The 16701-nt window shown below is 73.8% G+C and carries 17 protein-coding genes; 9 read left to right on the top strand and 8 right to left on the bottom strand.

The window, feature by feature from the left end; genetic code table 11:
• Positions 1-129: 129 nt before the first annotated feature.
• Positions 130-1119 (bottom strand): aldo/keto reductase, encoded by a 990-nt coding sequence (locus OG472_RS20880; protein ID WP_383569927.1) that lies wholly within the window; start codon positions 1117-1119, stop codon positions 130-132.
• 72 nt (positions 1120-1191) lie between these two features.
• Entirely contained in the window at positions 1192-1866 is a 675-nt protein-coding gene (locus OG472_RS20885; protein ID WP_401608187.1) for a GDSL-type esterase/lipase family protein, read from the bottom strand.
• A 76-nt stretch (positions 1867-1942) separates the two neighbouring features.
• Here OG472_RS20885 and OG472_RS20890 point away from each other — a divergent pair, with 76 nt between their 5' ends.
• Complete coding sequence (locus OG472_RS20890) at positions 1943-2941, top strand: WD40 repeat domain-containing protein (protein ID WP_405941880.1); 999 nt, start codon at positions 1943-1945, stop codon at positions 2939-2941.
• A gap of 129 nt (positions 2942-3070) precedes the next feature.
• On the opposite strand, the gene OG472_RS20895 is transcribed toward OG472_RS20890, so the two are convergent.
• From OG472_RS20895 to OG472_RS20905, 3 genes are all read right to left on the bottom strand, one after another.
• On the bottom strand, positions 3071-4546 hold the full coding sequence (locus OG472_RS20895; protein ID WP_401608182.1) for a flotillin family protein: 1476 nt from the start codon (positions 4544-4546) through the stop codon (positions 3071-3073).
• A gap of 137 nt (positions 4547-4683) precedes the next feature.
• Positions 4684-4914, bottom strand: a complete 231-nt coding sequence (locus tag OG472_RS20900; protein ID WP_319728442.1) for a hypothetical protein — start codon at positions 4912-4914, stop codon at positions 4684-4686.
• 52 nt (positions 4915-4966) lie between these two features.
• Positions 4967-5890: a DUF3027 domain-containing protein gene (locus OG472_RS20905; RefSeq protein ID WP_405941881.1), complete on the bottom strand. Its 924-nt coding sequence runs from the start codon at positions 5888-5890 to the stop codon at positions 4967-4969.
• A gap of 327 nt (positions 5891-6217) precedes the next feature.
• Between OG472_RS20905 and OG472_RS20910 the strand changes: the two genes are divergently transcribed.
• The 4 genes from OG472_RS20910 to OG472_RS20925 all read left to right on the top strand — a co-directional run bounded on the left by OG472_RS20910 (position 6218) and on the right by OG472_RS20925 (position 9880).
• The gene (locus tag OG472_RS20910) at positions 6218-7585 is read left to right on the top strand and encodes an MFS transporter (protein WP_405830717.1); all 1368 of its coding nucleotides are present in this window, start codon (positions 6218-6220) and stop codon (positions 7583-7585) included.
• Between the two features lie 223 nt (positions 7586-7808).
• Entirely contained in the window at positions 7809-8303 is a 495-nt protein-coding gene (locus OG472_RS20915) for a DUF2771 domain-containing protein (protein WP_401608175.1), read from the top strand.
• A gap of 13 nt (positions 8304-8316) precedes the next feature.
• A complete protein-coding gene (locus OG472_RS20920) occupies positions 8317-9042 on the top strand; it encodes a futalosine hydrolase (RefSeq protein ID WP_405941882.1) in 726 nt (241 codons plus the stop codon).
• A complete protein-coding gene (locus OG472_RS20925) occupies positions 9029-9880 on the top strand; it encodes a 1,4-dihydroxy-6-naphthoate synthase (RefSeq protein WP_405941883.1) in 852 nt (283 codons plus the stop codon). The genes OG472_RS20920 and OG472_RS20925 overlap by 14 nt, the downstream gene beginning before the upstream one ends.
• A gap of 71 nt (positions 9881-9951) precedes the next feature.
• On the opposite strand, the gene OG472_RS20930 is transcribed toward OG472_RS20925, so the two are convergent.
• Complete coding sequence (locus OG472_RS20930; protein WP_030012939.1) at positions 9952-10335, bottom strand: cold-shock protein; 384 nt, start codon at positions 10333-10335, stop codon at positions 9952-9954.
• A gap of 178 nt (positions 10336-10513) precedes the next feature.
• On the opposite strand from OG472_RS20930, the gene OG472_RS20935 reads away from it, so the two are divergent.
• Positions 10514-10765, top strand: a complete 252-nt coding sequence (locus tag OG472_RS20935) for a hypothetical protein (RefSeq protein WP_030727717.1) — start codon at positions 10514-10516, stop codon at positions 10763-10765.
• 39 nt (positions 10766-10804) lie between these two features.
• Here the strand turns inward: OG472_RS20935 and OG472_RS20940 are convergent, their stop codons facing one another.
• On the bottom strand, positions 10805-11431 hold the full coding sequence (locus OG472_RS20940) for an HAD family hydrolase (protein ID WP_361759188.1): 627 nt from the start codon (positions 11429-11431) through the stop codon (positions 10805-10807).
• 171 nt (positions 11432-11602) lie between these two features.
• On the opposite strand from OG472_RS20940, the gene OG472_RS20945 reads away from it, so the two are divergent.
• Both OG472_RS20945 and OG472_RS20950 read left to right on the top strand, forming a co-directional pair.
• Complete coding sequence (locus OG472_RS20945) at positions 11603-12127, top strand: SigE family RNA polymerase sigma factor (protein WP_401608170.1); 525 nt, start codon at positions 11603-11605, stop codon at positions 12125-12127.
• Positions 12128-12136: 9 nt separating this feature from the next.
• Positions 12137-12967, top strand: a complete 831-nt coding sequence (locus OG472_RS20950; RefSeq protein ID WP_401608169.1) for a hypothetical protein — start codon at positions 12137-12139, stop codon at positions 12965-12967.
• A 75-nt stretch (positions 12968-13042) separates the two neighbouring features.
• Here OG472_RS20950 and OG472_RS20955 read toward each other — a convergent pair whose 3' ends face one another.
• Positions 13043-14053, bottom strand: coding sequence for a hypothetical protein (locus tag OG472_RS20955; RefSeq protein WP_401608168.1), 1011 nt, complete (start codon positions 14051-14053; stop codon positions 13043-13045).
• A gap of 86 nt (positions 14054-14139) precedes the next feature.
• On the opposite strand from OG472_RS20955, the gene OG472_RS20960 reads away from it, so the two are divergent.
• Positions 14140-16623 (top strand): helicase C-terminal domain-containing protein, encoded by a 2484-nt coding sequence (locus tag OG472_RS20960; RefSeq protein WP_405941884.1) that lies wholly within the window; start codon positions 14140-14142, stop codon positions 16621-16623.
• Positions 16624-16701: the final 78 nt, after the last annotated feature.

The raw sequence follows: 16701 nt of genomic DNA on the forward strand, positions 1-16701 counted from the left end.
CCGTGCGGGACCACCCGCGGGCCGCGTTAGGCTCGACGGGTGGATCCCAAGACCAGAAACCGTGTGATGGCCGGTGTGCTCGTACTGATGTTCGTCGTCGTGGCCGTGGCGGCTGCCGTCGGGCAGTAGCTACCAGGCGAAGGCCTCCGGGGAGGCACCCGGGCCGGGGAAGATCTCGTCCAGGCCCGCCAGGACCTCCTCGGAGAGCTCCAGCTCCACCGCCCGCAGCGCCGAGTCGAGCTGCTCCTGCGTGCGCGGCCCGACGATCGGCCCGGTGACCCCGGGGCGCGTCAGCAGCCACGCCAGCCCGGCCTCGCCCGGCTCCAGGCCGTGCTTGTCCAGCAGGTCCTCGTACGCCTGCACCTGCGCGCGTACGGAGCTGCTGGCGAGCGCGTCCGCCGACCGGCCGGAGGCGCGGCGGCCGCCCTGGACCTCCTTCTTGATGACCCCGCCCAGCAGGCCTCCGTGGAGCGGGGACCACGGGATGACCCCGAGCCCGTACGCCTCCGCGGCCGGGATGACCTCCATCTCCGCGCGCCGCTCGGCGAGGTTGTAGAGGCACTGCTCGCTGACCAGACCGAGCCGTCCGATGCGTGCCGCGGCCTCGTTGGCCTGGGCGATCTTCCAGCCGGGGAAGTTCGAGGAGCCGGCGTAGAGGATCTTGCCCTGCTGGATCAGGACCTCGACGGCCTGCCAGATCTCCTCGAAGGGGGTCCGCCGGTCCACGTGGTGGAACTGGTAGACGTCGATGTAGTCGGTCTGCAGCCGCTTGAGGCTGGCGTCGACGGCCCGCCGGATGTTCAGCGCCGACAGGCGGTCGTAGTTGGGCCAGGTCTCGCCCTCGGGCGCCATGCTGCCGTAGACCTTGGTGGCGAGCACCGTCTTCTCGCGGCGCCGGCCGCCCTGGGCGAACCAGGTGCCGAGGATCTCCTCGGTGCGGCCCTTGTTCTCGCCCCAGCCGTAGACGTTGGCGGTGTCGAAGAAGTTGATCCCCGCGTCGAGGGCGGAGTCCATGATCGAGTGGCTTTCGGGCTCACCGGTCTGGGGGCCGAAGTTCATGGTGCCGAGTACAAGTCGGCTGACCTTGAGGCCGGTACGTCCGAGCTGTGTGTACTTCATGGGGCACTAGCCAACTGCTTGGAGTGCGCTCGAAGCAAGACCCTCTCGTGAAAGGGGTGTTACAGCGGGTTGCTACAGCACCCGCCCGGCCCCGTACGGCCCGCCGATGCCCCACGCCTGGTGCAGCACGGCCGCGAACTCCCCCGCCAGCCGGTGCTCGCCGGAGGCGTTGGGGTGGGTGCCGTCGTAGGTGTCGTGGTGGATGTCGTACGCGTCCGGGCGCGCGGCCAGCAGGACCGGCGAGGCGGCGGTCGTCAGATCGGCCACCGCCTTCGCGAGGAGCTCGTTGAAACGGGCGACCTCGGCCGCGAAGGGCGCGTCCTCCTCGGCCCGGCTGTTCGGGATGACGGGCAGCAGCACCATGCGGACGCCGGGGCGGGCGGCGCGGGCCCCGGCTATGAAGCGGCGGACGTTGACGGCGGTCTGCTCGGCGTCGGTGTAGAAGCCGAGGTCGATCAGGCCGAGCGAGACGAGCAGGACGTCGGCCCGGGCGGCGCCGGCGGCGGGACCGATGAGGGGGGCCATGTGCTGCCAGCCCTCGCCCCAGCCGGCCAGGTGGCGGCGGGCGTCCGCGGGGAAGGCCGGGTCGGCGTACGCGTCGGAGCCCTCGTACAGCTCGCTGCGCGGGCCGACGATCCGGTAGGGGCCCCCGAAGGTCGAGCTGAGGTGCTGCCACATCCGGTAGCGCCAGGTGAAATCGCCGGCGCGTCCGATGGTCATGGAGTCGCCGACGAACATGAAACGCATCCGGTCATCATCGCGGATCGCGCGACAGAAACCTCTGTGACGCCGGACACGGGGCACGTACTGGCAGGCTGGGGACATGCGCATGCCCCTGCCGTCCGCCGCCGCCGCTGCCGTTGCCGCTGCCGCCCTCGTCGTGCTGCCGGGCACGGCCTCGGCGGCGGAAGTCCCCGCAGCCTCCTCGTTCACCATCTCCGATCCGCGGATCAGGGAGTCCAGCGGGCTCGCGGCCAGCCGGATCCACCCCGGCGTGTACTGGACGCACAACGACAGCGACGACGGCCCGTACGTCTACGCGGTGGACTCGGCCACGGGCAGGACGGTGGCCCGGGTGACGCTGACCGGGATCGGCAAACCGCGCGACGTCGAGGCGATCTCGCTGGGGCCGGACGGACAGCTCTACGTCGGCGACATCGGCGACAACCGGAACGGCACCTGGGACCACGTGTGGATCTACCGCTTCCCGGAGCCGAGGCAACTGGGCGACGTCACGGTCAAGGCCGCGCAGTTCACGGTGCGGTACGCCGACGGGGCGCGCAACGCGGAGGCGCTGATGGTGCATCCGGTGACGGGGCGGGTCTACATCGCGAGCAAGGACGAGAGCAAGGGCGGACTGTACGAGGGGCCCGCGGAGCTGTCGGCGGACGGCTCGAACGTGTTCCGGCGGGTCGCCGACGTGCCGTGGGTGACGGACGGGGCGTTCTCCCCCGACGGGAACCGGCTGACCCTGCGGGGCTACTTCGCCGCGCGCACGTACCCGTGGAAGGACGGCAGGCCGGAGGGCGAGGGCGAGCGGGTCGACGCGCCGTGGCAGGGTCAGGCGGAGTCGGTGACGTACACGCCGGACGGCTCGACGCTGATGTTCGGCGCGGAGGGCGAGGGCAGCCGCGTCATCGCCGTGCCCGTCGGCCAGGCCCCTGCGGACGCCTCGGCCGCGCCGCCGAAGCCGGGCTCCCCGTCGGATGCCGTGCCGTCCACGGAGCCGACCGTTGGCTTCGGCAAGGGAGCCGTGGTCCTGGCGGCCGGCCTGGCCATCGTCTTCGCCGCGAAACGCCTCCTGAGCCGGCGCCGCCGTTAGCCTCGCCGGCGTGTGAGCATGCGGTTCGGCGCCCGCGCCGCTGCTGGGTCTCCGCCCCAGACCCTCCCCCGGACTCCGTGCGGGGGCGGCGCCCCCGGAAACGGCGCCGCACCCGACCAGGTGGGGAAGCTACTCCTCCCGGATGGGGACGCGGCCGTTGACCGCGGGACCGGCGGAGCCACCCGTGGAACCTGCTGAGCCGCCCGCAGGGGCCTGGCCCATCGTGGCCAGGAGTTGGCGGGCCACCCCCAGGCCCGTGCCGCCCATCGTCAGGGCCTTGGCGAACATCTCCGACATGCCCTCGGCCCCGTTCAGCAGCACCATGTGCTCCACGTTCCCGAAGGCCCCCGCGCCCGCCTCCACGATCGCCGGCCAGTTCTCGGCCAGCTGCTGCGCGACGACCGCCTCCTGGTTCTCCGCCAGCGCGGCGGCCCGCGCCTTGATCGCTTCGGCTTCGGCCAGACCGCGCGCCTTCGCCGACTCGGCCTCCGCGAGGCCCCGCGCCTGGGTGGCCGCCGCCTCCGCCTCACCCGTGGCCCGCGTCGCCTTCGCCGACGCCAGACCCCGCGCCTCCGTGGCCGTCGCGTCCGCGGTCGCCGCCGTCGTCACCCGTGTGGCCTCGGCGGCCGCCGCGAGCTCCGTCTCCTTCGCCTTCGCCTGCGCCGCGGAGATGCGCGCGTCGCGCTCGGCCTCCGCCCGGGTCCGCGTCTCGTAGGCCGCCGCGTCCGCGGGCTTGCGTACGTCCGCCTGCAGCTGCTGCTCGCGCCGGTGCGCCTCCAGTTCCGCGACGCGGGTCTCCTGGACGACGACCTCCTGCCGTGCGGCCGCTTCGGAGAGCGGGCCCGCCTGACGGGCCGTCGCCGCCGCCTTGTCGCGTTCGGCCTGGTAGCCGGCCTGCAGGATCTCGCTGTCCCGCGTCGCCTCGGCCATCCGGGCGAAGGCGGCCTGTTCGGCCTCCGTGGCCAGCCGGTTCGCCTCGGCCTGCGCGATCCGCGCGTCCCGCTGCACGGCGGCCGCGTGTGGCATCGCCAGGTTCTTGATGTAGCCGGTCGGGTCCTCGATCTCGTGGATCTGCAGCGAGTCGACGATCAGTCCGAGCTTCTCCATCTCGGTGCCGCAGGCCATCCGGGTCTGGCCGGTCAGCTTCTCCCGGTCGCGGATCATGTCCTCGACCGTCAACCCGCCCACGATGGACCGCAGATGGCCCGCGAAGACGATGTGCACCCGCTCCGGCATCATCTTCTGCTGGTCCAGGAAGCGGCGGGCCGCGTTGGCGATCGACACGAGGTCGTCGCCGACCTTGAAGATGACCACGCCCTTCACCCGCAGCGGGATGCCCTGGTGGGTGACGCAGTCCACGGACAGCTGCGTCTCGTTGAGGTCCAGGGAGAGTTTCCGCACGGCCTGCACCCCCGGCAGGACGAGCGTTCCGCGCCCGGTGACGATCCGGAACCCCATGCCCTGGCCGAGACCCTCGGTCTTGTGCGTGGAACCGGAGATGACGAGTGCCTCGTTGGGCTCGGCGACCCGCCACATCAGCTTGAACAGGCCTATCAAGGCCACGATTGCGGCGAGAACGATTCCCGCCACGACGCCGATAGCCATCGGCAACGCCCCCTTATTCCAGTGCCGTTCGGCACCGATGAGGGCGAGTCTGCGCCTGCCGCGCCCCGGCGTGAAGACGGGGGAGGGTTCTTGTCGCCATCTTGATACGCACAGGTCGCGGGCGGATGGCGGCCGCGTCAGTTGTCGTAGGCGGCCATCACGTACACCGTGCGCGGCGGCTGGTACTCGACCACCGTCACCACCGTTCCGACGGCCAGCCGGCCGGTGCCGTGGACCGGGTGGGCGAGGAAGTGCTCCGCCCCGCCCCTGATCCGTACGATGACCTCGCCCACGAGGCCCGGTCCGACCGTCCCGGTCACCCGGCCGGTCATTCCCACCATGTCCGTGTCCGCGCCCGTGTCCCCCATGGGGCGAGGGTACGCCGCCGGGCCGCCGGGCGACCCGGCAGCGGCGGCAGCGTTACGAGTGGCCGAGGTCCTCGGCCGGGAGGTCCGAGACCGGGACCGAGCCCGTGTCCGTGTCGGCGGCAGGCCGCAGGGTGAATTCGTCCGTGGCCATCGAGTCGAGCACCGGCGGTGCGGGCCGCATCGGCGTCGGCATGACCGCGGCCTCCGAATGGCCGCCGCAGCCGTAGGACAGCGACACCAGACGGCCGTCGGCCGGGCTGAACTCGTTCGCGCAGACGCCGAAGGCCTGGCCCAGCGAGCCGCCGATCGCGACCAGGAAGCCGCAGGAGACACAGGACGCGGGCGCGGCCTGCGCCATCGGGGTCTTCGCGCCGAAGCCCTCGTCCCAGCGGTCGGCCGCGCTGTGCAGCCCGTACCGCGACAGCACGCGCGCCCGGCGCATGCCCAGTTCCTCGGCGACCGACGTGATGGAGCCGCGTACGGGGACCACCGCGCGGTCGGTGACGTCGGCGTCCTCGGCCTCGACCAGTTCGGCCATTTCGGTGGAGACCACCGAGTTCGGCGGCGGGGTGTCCTCGCCCGACCAGCCCGGCTCCAGGCGCAGGTCCTCGGCGTCGGTGGGCAGCAGGTCGCCGGGGCCCATGTCACCCGGGCGCAGCCGCTCGCTCCACGGCACCCACTCGGGGGCCAGCAGGGCGTCGTCGCCGGGCAGCAGCACCGTTTCGTCGAGCGTGACGTTCTTCGCGCGGGAGGCGCGGGTCACGGTGACGGCCCAGCGCCAGCCCCGGTAGCCCGGTTCCTTGGACTCGAAGAAGTGGGTGACGACGCGGTCGCCCTCCGCCACGGCGGAGACGTGCGCGCCCACCACTCCGGGGAAGGCGGCCTCCTCGGCCGCCGCGCGGGCGAGTTCTACCGCCTCGACGCACAGGCGGTCGGGGGTACGCGGGGTACGGCTTCGCGTCGTCGCAGCACTCACTGGTCTCGTTCTCTCCTACGCCGTCTCACGTGTGCGCCGTCCGTACTGTCGTCCACAACGACCCGTCGGTGCTGTCCGTACGTGGCGCGGGCGGAGCGGACCAGAGGGCCGCGTCGACGTCCGCACCCGATCGGACTCCGGGCGCACCTCACTGCAACCCATTCTGCGGGATCACGAAGAGGCGCGCGGCCAGGAGCAACCGCCGGTGGCGCGCTACGCACGCTACCTCCTCTTAAGCCTCGGGCACACATGCAAGGTCCGATTCGCGGACAAGCCACCGGCTCCGCGACGCGCCGGGAGGCGCCCACGGGGGCCCCGTGGGGCACTATGTCGAGTGTGGCACCCGCACGGTCGTCCGACGACGGCTCGGGACCGGCCAGGCGGGCCGGCCGGGCTGTCGGGCGTGCCCTGCACCTTCCGTTCACGGGTACGGCGCGCGGGATCCGGCGGGCCACGCACGCCCACGGGGCCGGGGAATCGGGCCTCGGCAAGCTGATCGAGCTGCACGCCATCAACGGCGCCGGCGACATGATGATCACGGTGGCGCTGGCCTCCACGGTGTTCTTCTCCGTGCCCACGGACGAGGCGCGCGGCCGGGTGGCCCTGTACCTGGCGATCACGATGGCCCCCTTCACCCTGCTGGCCCCCGTGATCGGGCCGCTCCTGGACCGGCTGCCGCACGGCCGCCGGGCGTCGATGGCGGCCGCGATGCTGGCCCGGGCGCTGCTGGCGCTGATCATGTCGGGTGCCGTGGAGACCGGGGGGATCCAGCTGTATCCGGCGGCGCTGGGCGTGCTGGTCGCGTCCAAGTCGTACGGGGTGGTGCGCAGCGCGGTGGTGCCGAGACTGCTGCCGCCGAAATTCTCACTCGTCAAGGCGAACTCGCGGGTCACCCTGGCGGGCCTGCTGGCCACGGGCGTGGCGGCGCCGGTGGGCGCGGGGTTGAACACGATCGGGCCGCAGTGGCCGCTGTACGGGGCCTGCGTCATCTTCGTGTGGGGGGCCTTCGCCGCGTTCACGCTGCCGCACCGGGTGGACGAGGCGAAGGGCGAGCGCCGTGCGCGGCTGTCCACGCACGAGGCGCACTCGAAGCGGCCGGGCCTGCGGACGATCAGCCGCTCGGTGCTGTGCGGACTGCTGGCGAACGCCTCGATGCGCGCGCTGTCCGGGTTCCTCATCTTCTTCCTGGCGTTCCTGCTGCGCGAGCATCCCCTGGAGGGGCAGAGCGCGGCGGTGTCGCTGGGGATCGTGGCCGTCTCGGCGGGCGTCGGCAACGCCTGCGGTACGGCGGTCGGCGCGTGGCTGCGGGCCCGGGCGCCGGAGGTCATCATCGCTGCGGTGCTGTGTCTGACGCTCGCGGTCGCGGTGCTGGCGGCGATCTTCTTCAGCGGGCTGTTCATGGCCGTACTGGGCGCGACGGCGGGCTTCTGCCAGGCGCTGGCGAAGCTCTCGCTGGACGCGATGATCCAGCGGGACGTGCCGGAGGCGGTGCGCACGTCGGCGTTCGCCCGTTCGGAGACGCTGTTGCAGGTGGCGTGGGTGCTGGGCGGAGCGATCGGCATCGCGCTGCCGCTGAACGGCGTACTGGGCATGTCCGTGGCCGCCGCGATCGTCGCCCTCGGCACGACGATGGCCCTGCGCGGCGTCGCCTCGGCCCCCCGCCACCACAGTGCCTCCCGGCCGCGGGTCGCCTAGCCCGCCGCTGCCGGGGCTCCGCCCCCGGACCCCGTACGTGCGCTTCGCGCCCGTGCCCTCAAACGCCGGGCGGGCTGGAAAATCCAGCCCCGCCGGCGTTTGAGGCGCGGGGGCTCGGGGGCAGCTCCCCCGCAACGGCGCCGCAGCCGGACAATGCGCCGCGCCGCAGGCCACGGGTACCCCATGCAGCGGCGCAGCCCAGGGGCCCGATAGCCTTCGGCTCATGACCGCACCGCTTTTCTCGGGTAGGGCCCGCCGCAGCGTCGCGGCCCTCGGAGCCGTGTCCGCCGGCCTCCTCCTCCTCTCCGCCTGCGGCGGAGAAAAGCCGACCCCCCTGGCGACCGTGACGGTCGGCAGCTCGTCGGTGTCCACCGAAGCCTCCTGCCACGGCGGCAACGAGCCGCTCACCGTGGAGGAGGTCCAGGAGTGCCTGGCCAACCTCAAGGACCCCAAGACCATCGAGTACGCCCGTGGCGACACCCTGCGCCTCGGGGTCGAGCCGGAGGTCGTCGAGGACGGCAAGAGGTGGTCGGCGGTGCTCGACGGCCAGCCGATCACCGAGCCCTCCTCGAACACGTACCGCAGCTTCCCGGGCGCCGACGTCTTCGCGACCGGCGGCCAGGGCGAGGCCCCGGCGTCGAAGAAGCTGGCGTTCCTGCAGGTCGGCGAGGACGGCAAGCCGCTCGCCGTCTGGTCCTTCAACCTCAAGCTCAAGTAACCGGACGGCACCGGTGCGCGCGCTCGTCGTGACCGCGGTGGTGGCGGAGGCCGACTCCGTCTCCACCGGTCTGACCCCTCATCCGGACGCTCCCGGTCCTGAGTCGCGCACCCTCCCCGGGGGGTACCTCATCACCCGCCGGGACCTTCCGGGCATCGCCTTCGACGTGCTCGTCGGGGGCGTCGGGCCGGCGGCGGCAGCCGCCGGCACCGCCACCGCCCTGGCCCTCGCCGACTACGAGCTCGTCGTCTCCGCCGGCATCGGCGGCGGGTTCGATCCCGCCGCCCCGCTCGGCTCCCTGGTGGTCGCGGACGCGATCGTCGCCGCCGACCTGGGCGCCGAGACCCCCGAGGGCTTCCTCGACGTGAGCACGCTGGGCTTCGGCCGCAGCGTGCACCTGCCGCCCACCGAGCTCGCGGCGCGCGCCGCCGAGGCGACCGGGGCGCTGCTCGCGCCCGTGCTGACCGTCTCCACCGTCACCGGGACCGCCGCCCGGGCCGCCGAGCTCGCCGCCCGGCACCCGATGGCCGGGGCCGAGGCCATGGAGGGCTTCGGGGTCGCGGAGGCGGCGGCCGCGCACGGGCTGCCCGTACTGGAGATCCGCGCCGTGTCCAACGCCGTGGGCCCGCGCGACCGTGCCGCCTGGCGGATCGGGGACGCGCTGGCCGCGCTCACCGCCGGCTTCCGCGTGCTGGGCCCCGTACTCGCGAACTGGGGAGAACGCCATGAGCACCGGTGAGCCGCTGAAGATCGCCTACTCGCCCTGCCCGAACGACACCTTCGTCTTCGACGCCTGGGCGCACGGCCGGGTCCCGGGCGCTCCCGCCCTCGACGTCACCTTCGCGGACATCGACCTCACCAACGGCATGGCCGAGCGCGGCGAGCTGGACGTCCTGAAGGTGTCGTACGCCGTGCTGCCGTGGGTGCTGGAGGAGTACGCGCTGCTGCCGTGCGGCGGTGCGCTCGGGCGCGGCTGCGGCCCGTTGGTGCTGACGCGCGAGCCGGGACTGGACCTGGCGGGGAAGACGGTCGCGGTGCCGAGCGAACGCTCCACCGCCTACCTGCTGTTCCGGCTGTGGGCGGCGGACGTCCTGCCCGAGGGCGTCGGCAAGGTGGTCGTGCTGCCGTTCCACGAGATCATGCCGGCGGTGCGCGACGGCCGGGTGGACGCCGGACTGGTCATCCACGAGGCCCGGTTCACCTATCAGGACTACGGGCTGCACTGCCTGGCCGACATGGGCGAGCACTGGGAGTCCACGACCGGCCTGCCGATTCCGCTCGGCGCGATCATCGCGAAGCGCACGCTGGGTGCGGAGCGGCTGCGCGCGCTGGCCGAGTCGGCCCGTACGTCGGTCCGGATGGCCTGGGACGACCCGGAGGCCTCCCGCCCGTACGTGCGCGCGCACGCGCAGGAGCTGGAGCCGGCCGTCGCCGACCAGCACATCGGGCTGTACGTCAACGAGTTCACGGCCGACCTCGGCGACTCCGGCTACGCGGCGGTGCGCGGGCTGCTGACCCGGGCGGCCGCCGAGGGACTGGTACCGGCCATCGCGCCCGGCGCGCTGGCCTTCCCGTAGTCCCGGCCCCCCTCGCACGACCGCGCCCCGCCGCTCTTGCGAGTGGCGGGGCGCAGGTGTGCGGGGAACGGTCAGACGTCCAGCTGGTCGGCCACCGCGCGCAGCAGTCCGGCGATCTTCGTGCCGTGCACCTTGTCGGGGTAGCGGCCGCGCTCGAGCATCGGGGTGATGTTCTCCAGCAGGGTGGTGAGGTCCTGCACGATCGAGGCGAGCTCGTCGGGCTTGCGGCGCTGGGCTGCCGCAACGGACGGCGCCGGGTCCAGCACCGTCACCGAAAGTGCCTGGTCACCGCGTTGTCCGGCGACGACACCGAACTCGACTCGCTGACCGGGCTTGAGGGCATCGACCCCGGCAGGGAGCACCGACGAGTGGACGAAGACGTCGCCGCCGTCGTCGCGGGAGAGAAAGCCGAAGCCCTTCTCACTGTTGAACCACTTGACCTTGCCGGTAGGCACGTCCGTCCTCTGTCCTTGTGCTCGTCGGGGGTCCGAAGTGCCGTGAACGGCTCCGGACAACAGCGCAGCGGGCCATGTGTGACCCGCCACCTCAAGGCTAATGGTCGGGGGCCGGGTGACAAGACGTTCCCCGGTCCTTCACGGTCGGCTGCTTCGGCCAGGGAACTACCCTGGTGAGGTGACTGTTACTCCTCATTCAGACGAAGCGCGGCCCGGCGACGGACTGGTCAAGGCCGGCGGCATCGTGTTCATCGCCGGGGCCGTGGCCACGCTCGCGACGATGGCGCCGCTGTTCCTCGACGTGGATCCGTTCCCGCCCTACGCGTGGGCGGTGTGCATGCTCATGGGCGTCGGCTTCGCCATCTCCGCGGCGGGCGTGCTCCGCTCGGCCGCGGCGCAGCGCAGGGCGGCCCGGGCCTCGCAGGCCTGAGCCGGGGGCTGCGCCTCACGGGCCTGAGCCGGGGTCCGTTCAGACGGGCTGTGCGGCGACGTACCGCGCGAGCCACTCGGGCAGCGCGGTGAGGTCCGGCAGCACCACGTCCGCGCCCGCCGCGCGCAGCTCGGGCTCCGGGCACGGGCCGGTCGGCACCGCCACGGACAGTGCGCCGGCCGTACGGGCCCCGCGTACGTCGCCGACGTGGTCGCCGACGTAGACCTGCGCGCCGTACTCGCGCAGCGCGCCTGCCTTGGCCTCCGCCCAGAGCCAGCCGATGACCGCGTCCGGCTCGATGCCGAGGTGCGCCAGGTGCAGCCGGGCGTTGGGCTCGTGCTTGGCCGTGACGACGATCGCGCGCCCGCCGAGCGCCTGGACGGCCTCGATCGCCTCGCGGGCGCCCGGCATCGCCGGGGTCGGCTCGATGGCGTACGCGGGGTAGATCTCGCGGTAGCGGTCCGCCATGGCCGGGATCTCGGCCTCCGGGAACCAGTACGCCAGCTCCTCGTCCAGCGGCGGCCCCAGCCGCGTGACCGCCTCGTCGGCATCGATGAACGTCCCGGTCTCGGCCGACAGGGCCTGGTAGGCGGCCCTGATGCCCGGACGGGAGTCGATGAGGGTCATGTCGAGGTCGAAGCCGACGGTGAGGTTCATACGAGCCATTGTGCCGAGGCCGGGTGACAGGAGGCGGACACCGGACCTACAACGGGGGAACGTGCGCTGAGGGTCACCTGGCCCGACCGCCGCGAAAGACCCTCATATTCGCGTTCAACCTTCTCCGCGCGGCAGCGCTCAGGACAGGGGTGAGAGACACGATGCGATGAGGGAGGGCGGATGCCGCCAGGCACCGAGCACGACCAGGGGCACGATTCAGGCCTCGATTTCGAGGCCTTCGCCCGGACCGCTCAGCGCAAGCTGTACCGGACCGCGTACCTGCTGTGCGGCGACGCCGACGGCGCGCGCGATCTGACCCAGACGACGCTCGCCAAGCTGTTCCAGCACTGGCGGAAGGTGTCCGCCGCCGAGTATCCCGAGGCGTACGCCAGGACCGTACTGACCCGCACCTTCCTCGCCGAACGGCGACGGCGGCTGCGGGACCTCCTCGCGCACCGCCACGCCGACCGGGCGCCCCTGCCCGAACACGCCGAGCTGCGCGTCACCCTGCTCGCCGCCCTCGCCGAACTGCCGCCGCGGGCCCGGGCCATGGTCGTCCTGCGCTACTGGGACGACCTCAGCGTCGAGACCGTCGCCCAACTGCTCCGCTGCAGCGAGGGAACGGTCAAGAGCCAGTGCTCACGAGCTCTGGCGAAACTGCGCATCCGGCTGGGCGAGGCCCACATCTACGCAACCGAAAGCTGAGGAGCCGACATGGGTAGCACCGAAGACCTCGACCACGCCGCGGGCGTCCTGCTCGTCCGCGACGCGATGGACCGTACGACCGCGGACCTGCCCGCGCTCCCCGACCTGTCGGGCCCGGCCCGCGCCCAGGGCCTGCGCCGCAGGGTGCGCGTCCGGGCGGCGATCGGCGGCGGGGTCCTGACCGTCGCGGCGATCGCCGTGGCCGGAGCCGTCGCCCTGCCGGACAGCGGCTGGGGCGCGACCGGCATCGGGGTGGCGGCACAGCCCTCGGGCAGCCAGGCCCTGCCCCAGCCGCCCGTCCACCTGGAACCGTCCCCGGGCGAGTCGTCGATGGCCGACCTGCCGGCCGCCGAGCGGGCGAAGCAGGAGCAGTTCCAGAACCGGGCCGTGCCCGTCCTCCAGGGCCTGCTGCCGGAAGGGGTCGGCACCCTGCAGCGGACCGACCTTTCGGTGCGCCTCTACCAGGGCACGAAGGACGGCAAGACCTTCACCGTCGTCTTCTCGGTCCGGCCGACCGGCTCGGACACCGACCCGCGCACCTGCCTGGAGGTCAAGGGCCGGGTCTGCAAGAAGGGCGCCCTGCCCGACGGCACCGAGGTCATCGCGTCGACCTCGCCTGTCAACGACGGCGACGTCACCGAGTCCCGGATCTTCTTCCGCTACAACAAGAGCAACGTCTCGCTGAGCGTCAGCCCGCACGACGCCTCGCACACCTCGGCACCCGTCACCAACGACCAACTGCTGACGCTCGCCAAGGACCCCGCCTTCCTCGACCTCGTCAAGGCCGCCGACGCCGACCCGGTGGAGGAAGCACAGAAGATCCTCCCGGCGGGCGAATAGACCATCCAGCCCCGCCGGCGTTTGAGGCGCGGGGTCCGGGGCGGAGCCCCGGGAAGCCCTCCTGGGCCGCACCCCTCAGCGCCGACGGGCCCGCCACACCAGATAGACGGCGGAGGCAAGCGCAGCAGCCCGCAACAGCCATGGCCACATGCCGTGCAGGGCCCCGCTCAGCTGCTCGTCGGCCAGGGTCTCGCCCCACCTGCCGTTCATCCGGCCCCACAGCCACACCGCCGCCCCCGCGAGGACCACGCCGGGCGGGCCGAAGACGGCCCACTTCCGCTCGGCCGGCCGCAGCACGCGCGAGGCGTACGGCAGGAGCCAGCCGACGATCAGCAGCAGCCAGTACCCGGTGACCACGCCGATGACGAGGACGGCCGCGGCCAGCAGCAGGAGGGCGTTCGGGCGCGGCCGGGCGGGGGCCGCGGCCGTCTCTTCCGGCTGCGCGGCGGCGGCCTCCTTCCTGGCCCGCCGCCGCTCGCGCAGGAACCGTACGAGGCTCCGCGCGTCCGCCGGCGCGGTCCCTGCCGGGGCCTGCGCCTCCTTCCCTGCTCCGTCGGCCGCTTCCTCCGCCTCCTCCTTGAACAGGTCCGGGATCTCGATCCCGCCCGCGAAGCCCTCCACCTGCGGGCCCGAGCCGTGCGCCGCGGGAGAGAGCCGCCACCAGTCGGGCTCGGCCCCGCCGGACGGGCCCAGCTCGTCGAGCCCGGCCAGGTGCGGCGGCACGTTCTCGGGCTCCGCCGCCGGCCGCGGCGCGGGCGCGCCCGGGCGGCGCAGGCGCCCGGGGGCACGCTGCACGGGCACCGACGCGCCCGGGGCGGACGGCGCAGCCGGCCCCGGGGCGGGGGCGGCGGTGCCCTGCCGGGAGCCGAGGGTGTCCAGGACCTCCTCCGGCGTGCCGATCCGCTCCAGGATGCGGCGTACGGCCGCCGGGGTCTCCGGTTCGTACTTGGCGCGCCGACGGTCGATCTCGTCCCGCAGCCCCGCCACCAGGCGCATCCGGTCGCCGGAGGAAAGGTGCCGCTGCTGGGCCAAGTCCCCGACGCGGCTCAGATATTCGTAGACCAGATGGTCGCTTTCGATCCCCATGCCCCGGCTCCTCCCGTACCGCCCACCCGAAAGGTAGCGCGTGCGCCCGTGGAGCCGCCGCGGGCACAGCGGATACCGTTGGCCGGATGGGGACCGGCCGACTGACCGGCCGACGCGACCAGGAGGCGACTGTGCCCGAGGCAAGCACTGCTGGGGGATCCGGCGGAAGCGGAGCCCCGCGCTCCCTCGCCGAGGCGCTGCGCGCCCGCGACGACGCGGCGCTCGCCACCCTGCTGCGCGCGCGCCCGGACCTGCTCGGTCCGGTGCCCGGCGACGTGACGCAGCTGGCCACCCGCGCCGGCACCCGGGCCTCGGTGCTGCGGGCGCTGGAGCGCCTGGACCGCTTCACGCTGCAGACGGCCGAGGCGCTCGCCGTGGCCCCGGACCCGTGCCCGTACCCGGTGCTGGAATCGCTGCTGACGGGCGAGGAGGGCACCACCGGTGAGGACAACGGGGCCCGCGCCGCGCTCCCCCGGGCCCTGGGCACCCTGCGCGACCAGGCCCTGGTGTGGGGCGACGACGACCGGCTGCGCCTGGTGCGCACCGCCCGCGAGCTGCTCGCGCCGTCCGCGCAGCGGCCCTCGCCGACCGGCCTCGGACCCACCGTCGCCGAGGCCACGTCCGGCATGTCGCCGACCCGGGTCCAGGAGATCGTGGCGGCGGCCGGGCTGCCCGCGACGCACGACCCGGTGTCCGCGGTCTCGGCGCTGACCGGCCTGTTCACCGACCCGGAGCGGATGTCCGCGCTGCTGGACGAGGCTCCGGCGGAGGCGCACCAGGTGCTGGGGCGGCTCGTGTGGGGGCCGCCGTACGGGGAGGTGACCCCGAATCCGACCGCGCCCGTGCGCTGGCTGCGCGACCGGGGGCTGCTGCTGCCCGCGACGGCGCGGACCGTCGTGCTGCCCCGCGAGGTGGCGCTGCACCTGCGCGGCGGGCTCGCGCACCGGGACACCGCGCCGGTGGCTCCGCCGGTGGCCGTGCACCGCGAGCACCGTCCACAGCTTGTGGACGCGAACGCCGCCGGGCAGGCGCTGGCCGCGCTGTCCACCGTCGAGGAACTGGTGAAGTCCTGGGAGCACGCCGCTCCGCTGGTGCTGCGGGCGGGCGGGCTCTCCGTACGGGACCTGAAGCGGGCGGCGGCCACCCTGGACACGTCCGAGCCGTCGGCGGCGTTCTGGATCGAACTGGCCTACGCGGCCGGGCTGCTGGCCAGTGACGGGGAGGCGGACGAGCGGTACGCGCCCACTCCCGCCTTCGACGACTGGTGCGAACTCCCTCCCGCCGAACGGTGGACGGTACTGGTGGAGGCCTGGCTGCCCGCCACCCGCACGTCCGGTCTGGTCGGCGAGCAGGACACCAAGGGACGCACGCTGTCCACGCTCGGCCCCGACCTCGACCGCTCCGCCGCCCCCGAGGTGCGCCGGCGCGTCCTGGAACTCCTCGCCGCCCTGCCGGAGGGCGCGGCGCCCGACGCGGAGGCCGTGCTGGACCGGCTCGCGTGGGAGCGTCCCGTACGCGGTACGAGCGATCTGCGCACCCGCCTCGCGCGCTGGGCGCTGACCGAGGCGGAGGTCCTCGGCGTGACCGGCCGGGGCGCCCTGTCCGGGCCCGGCCGGGCCCTGCTCGCGCACGAGGACCCGGCGCCGCTGCTGGCCCCCCTCCTTCCCGAGCCGGTGGACCACGTCCTGCTCCAAGCCGACCTGACGGCGGTGGCCCCCGGTCCGCTGCGCCGGCCGCTCGGGGACACCCTGGCGGTGCTGGCGGACGTGGAGTCCAAGGGCGGGGCGACGGTGTACCGCTTCACGCCCGGCTCGGTGCGCCGGGCCCTGGACGCCGGGCACGCCGCCGCCGACCTGCACGCCTTCCTCAAGGAACACAGCCGCACCCCGGTCCCGCAGCCCCTCGCCTACCTGATCGACGACGTGGCCCGGCGCCACGGCCACCTGCGCGTCGGCGCGGCCTCCTCGTACGTCCGCTGCGACGACGACGCGATGCTCGGCGAGATCCTGGCCGACAAGCGCTCGGCGGGGCTGGGCCTGCGCCGCCTGGCCCCCACGGTCCTGGCCGCTCAGGCCGAACCGACGGTGCTCCTGGAGGGGTTGCGGGCGATGGGTTACGCGCCGGCCGCGGAGTCCCTGACCGGCGACGTCCTGGTGGCGCGGGCCGACGCCCACCGCGCACCGGCCCGCTCGGCGCCCGTACCGGTGCCGGACGGTCCGCCGGTCCCGGACGCGACGCTGCTGGGGGCGGCCGTACGGGCGATCCGCGCGGGCGACCTCGCGGCGACGGCGGTCCGCAAGGAGCCCGCGCCGTCCACCGGCACGCCGGGCGAACTCCCGCGCACGAGCGCGGCGGAAACCCTGGCGACCGTCCAGGCGGCGGCGCTGACCGGCTCGGCGGTGTGGATCGGCTACGTGAACGCGGACGGCGCGGCCAGCCAGCGCGTCATCGCCCCGGTCCGCGTGGAGGGCGGCTTCGTCACGGGCTACGACCACACGGCGGACGAAGTCCGCACCTACGCCCTCCACCGCATCACGGGCGTGGCCGAACTGGCCGAAGACCAGGTCTAGCCATTCCGGCCCCGCCGGCGATTGAGGCGTGGGGGTCTGGGGGCGGAGCCCCCGGGAAACGGCGCCGCACCCGCGACG

It is taken from the genome of Streptomyces sp. NBC_00207, from assembly GCF_045160965.1.
Taxonomy (GTDB): domain Bacteria; phylum Actinomycetota; class Actinomycetes; order Streptomycetales; family Streptomycetaceae; genus Streptomyces.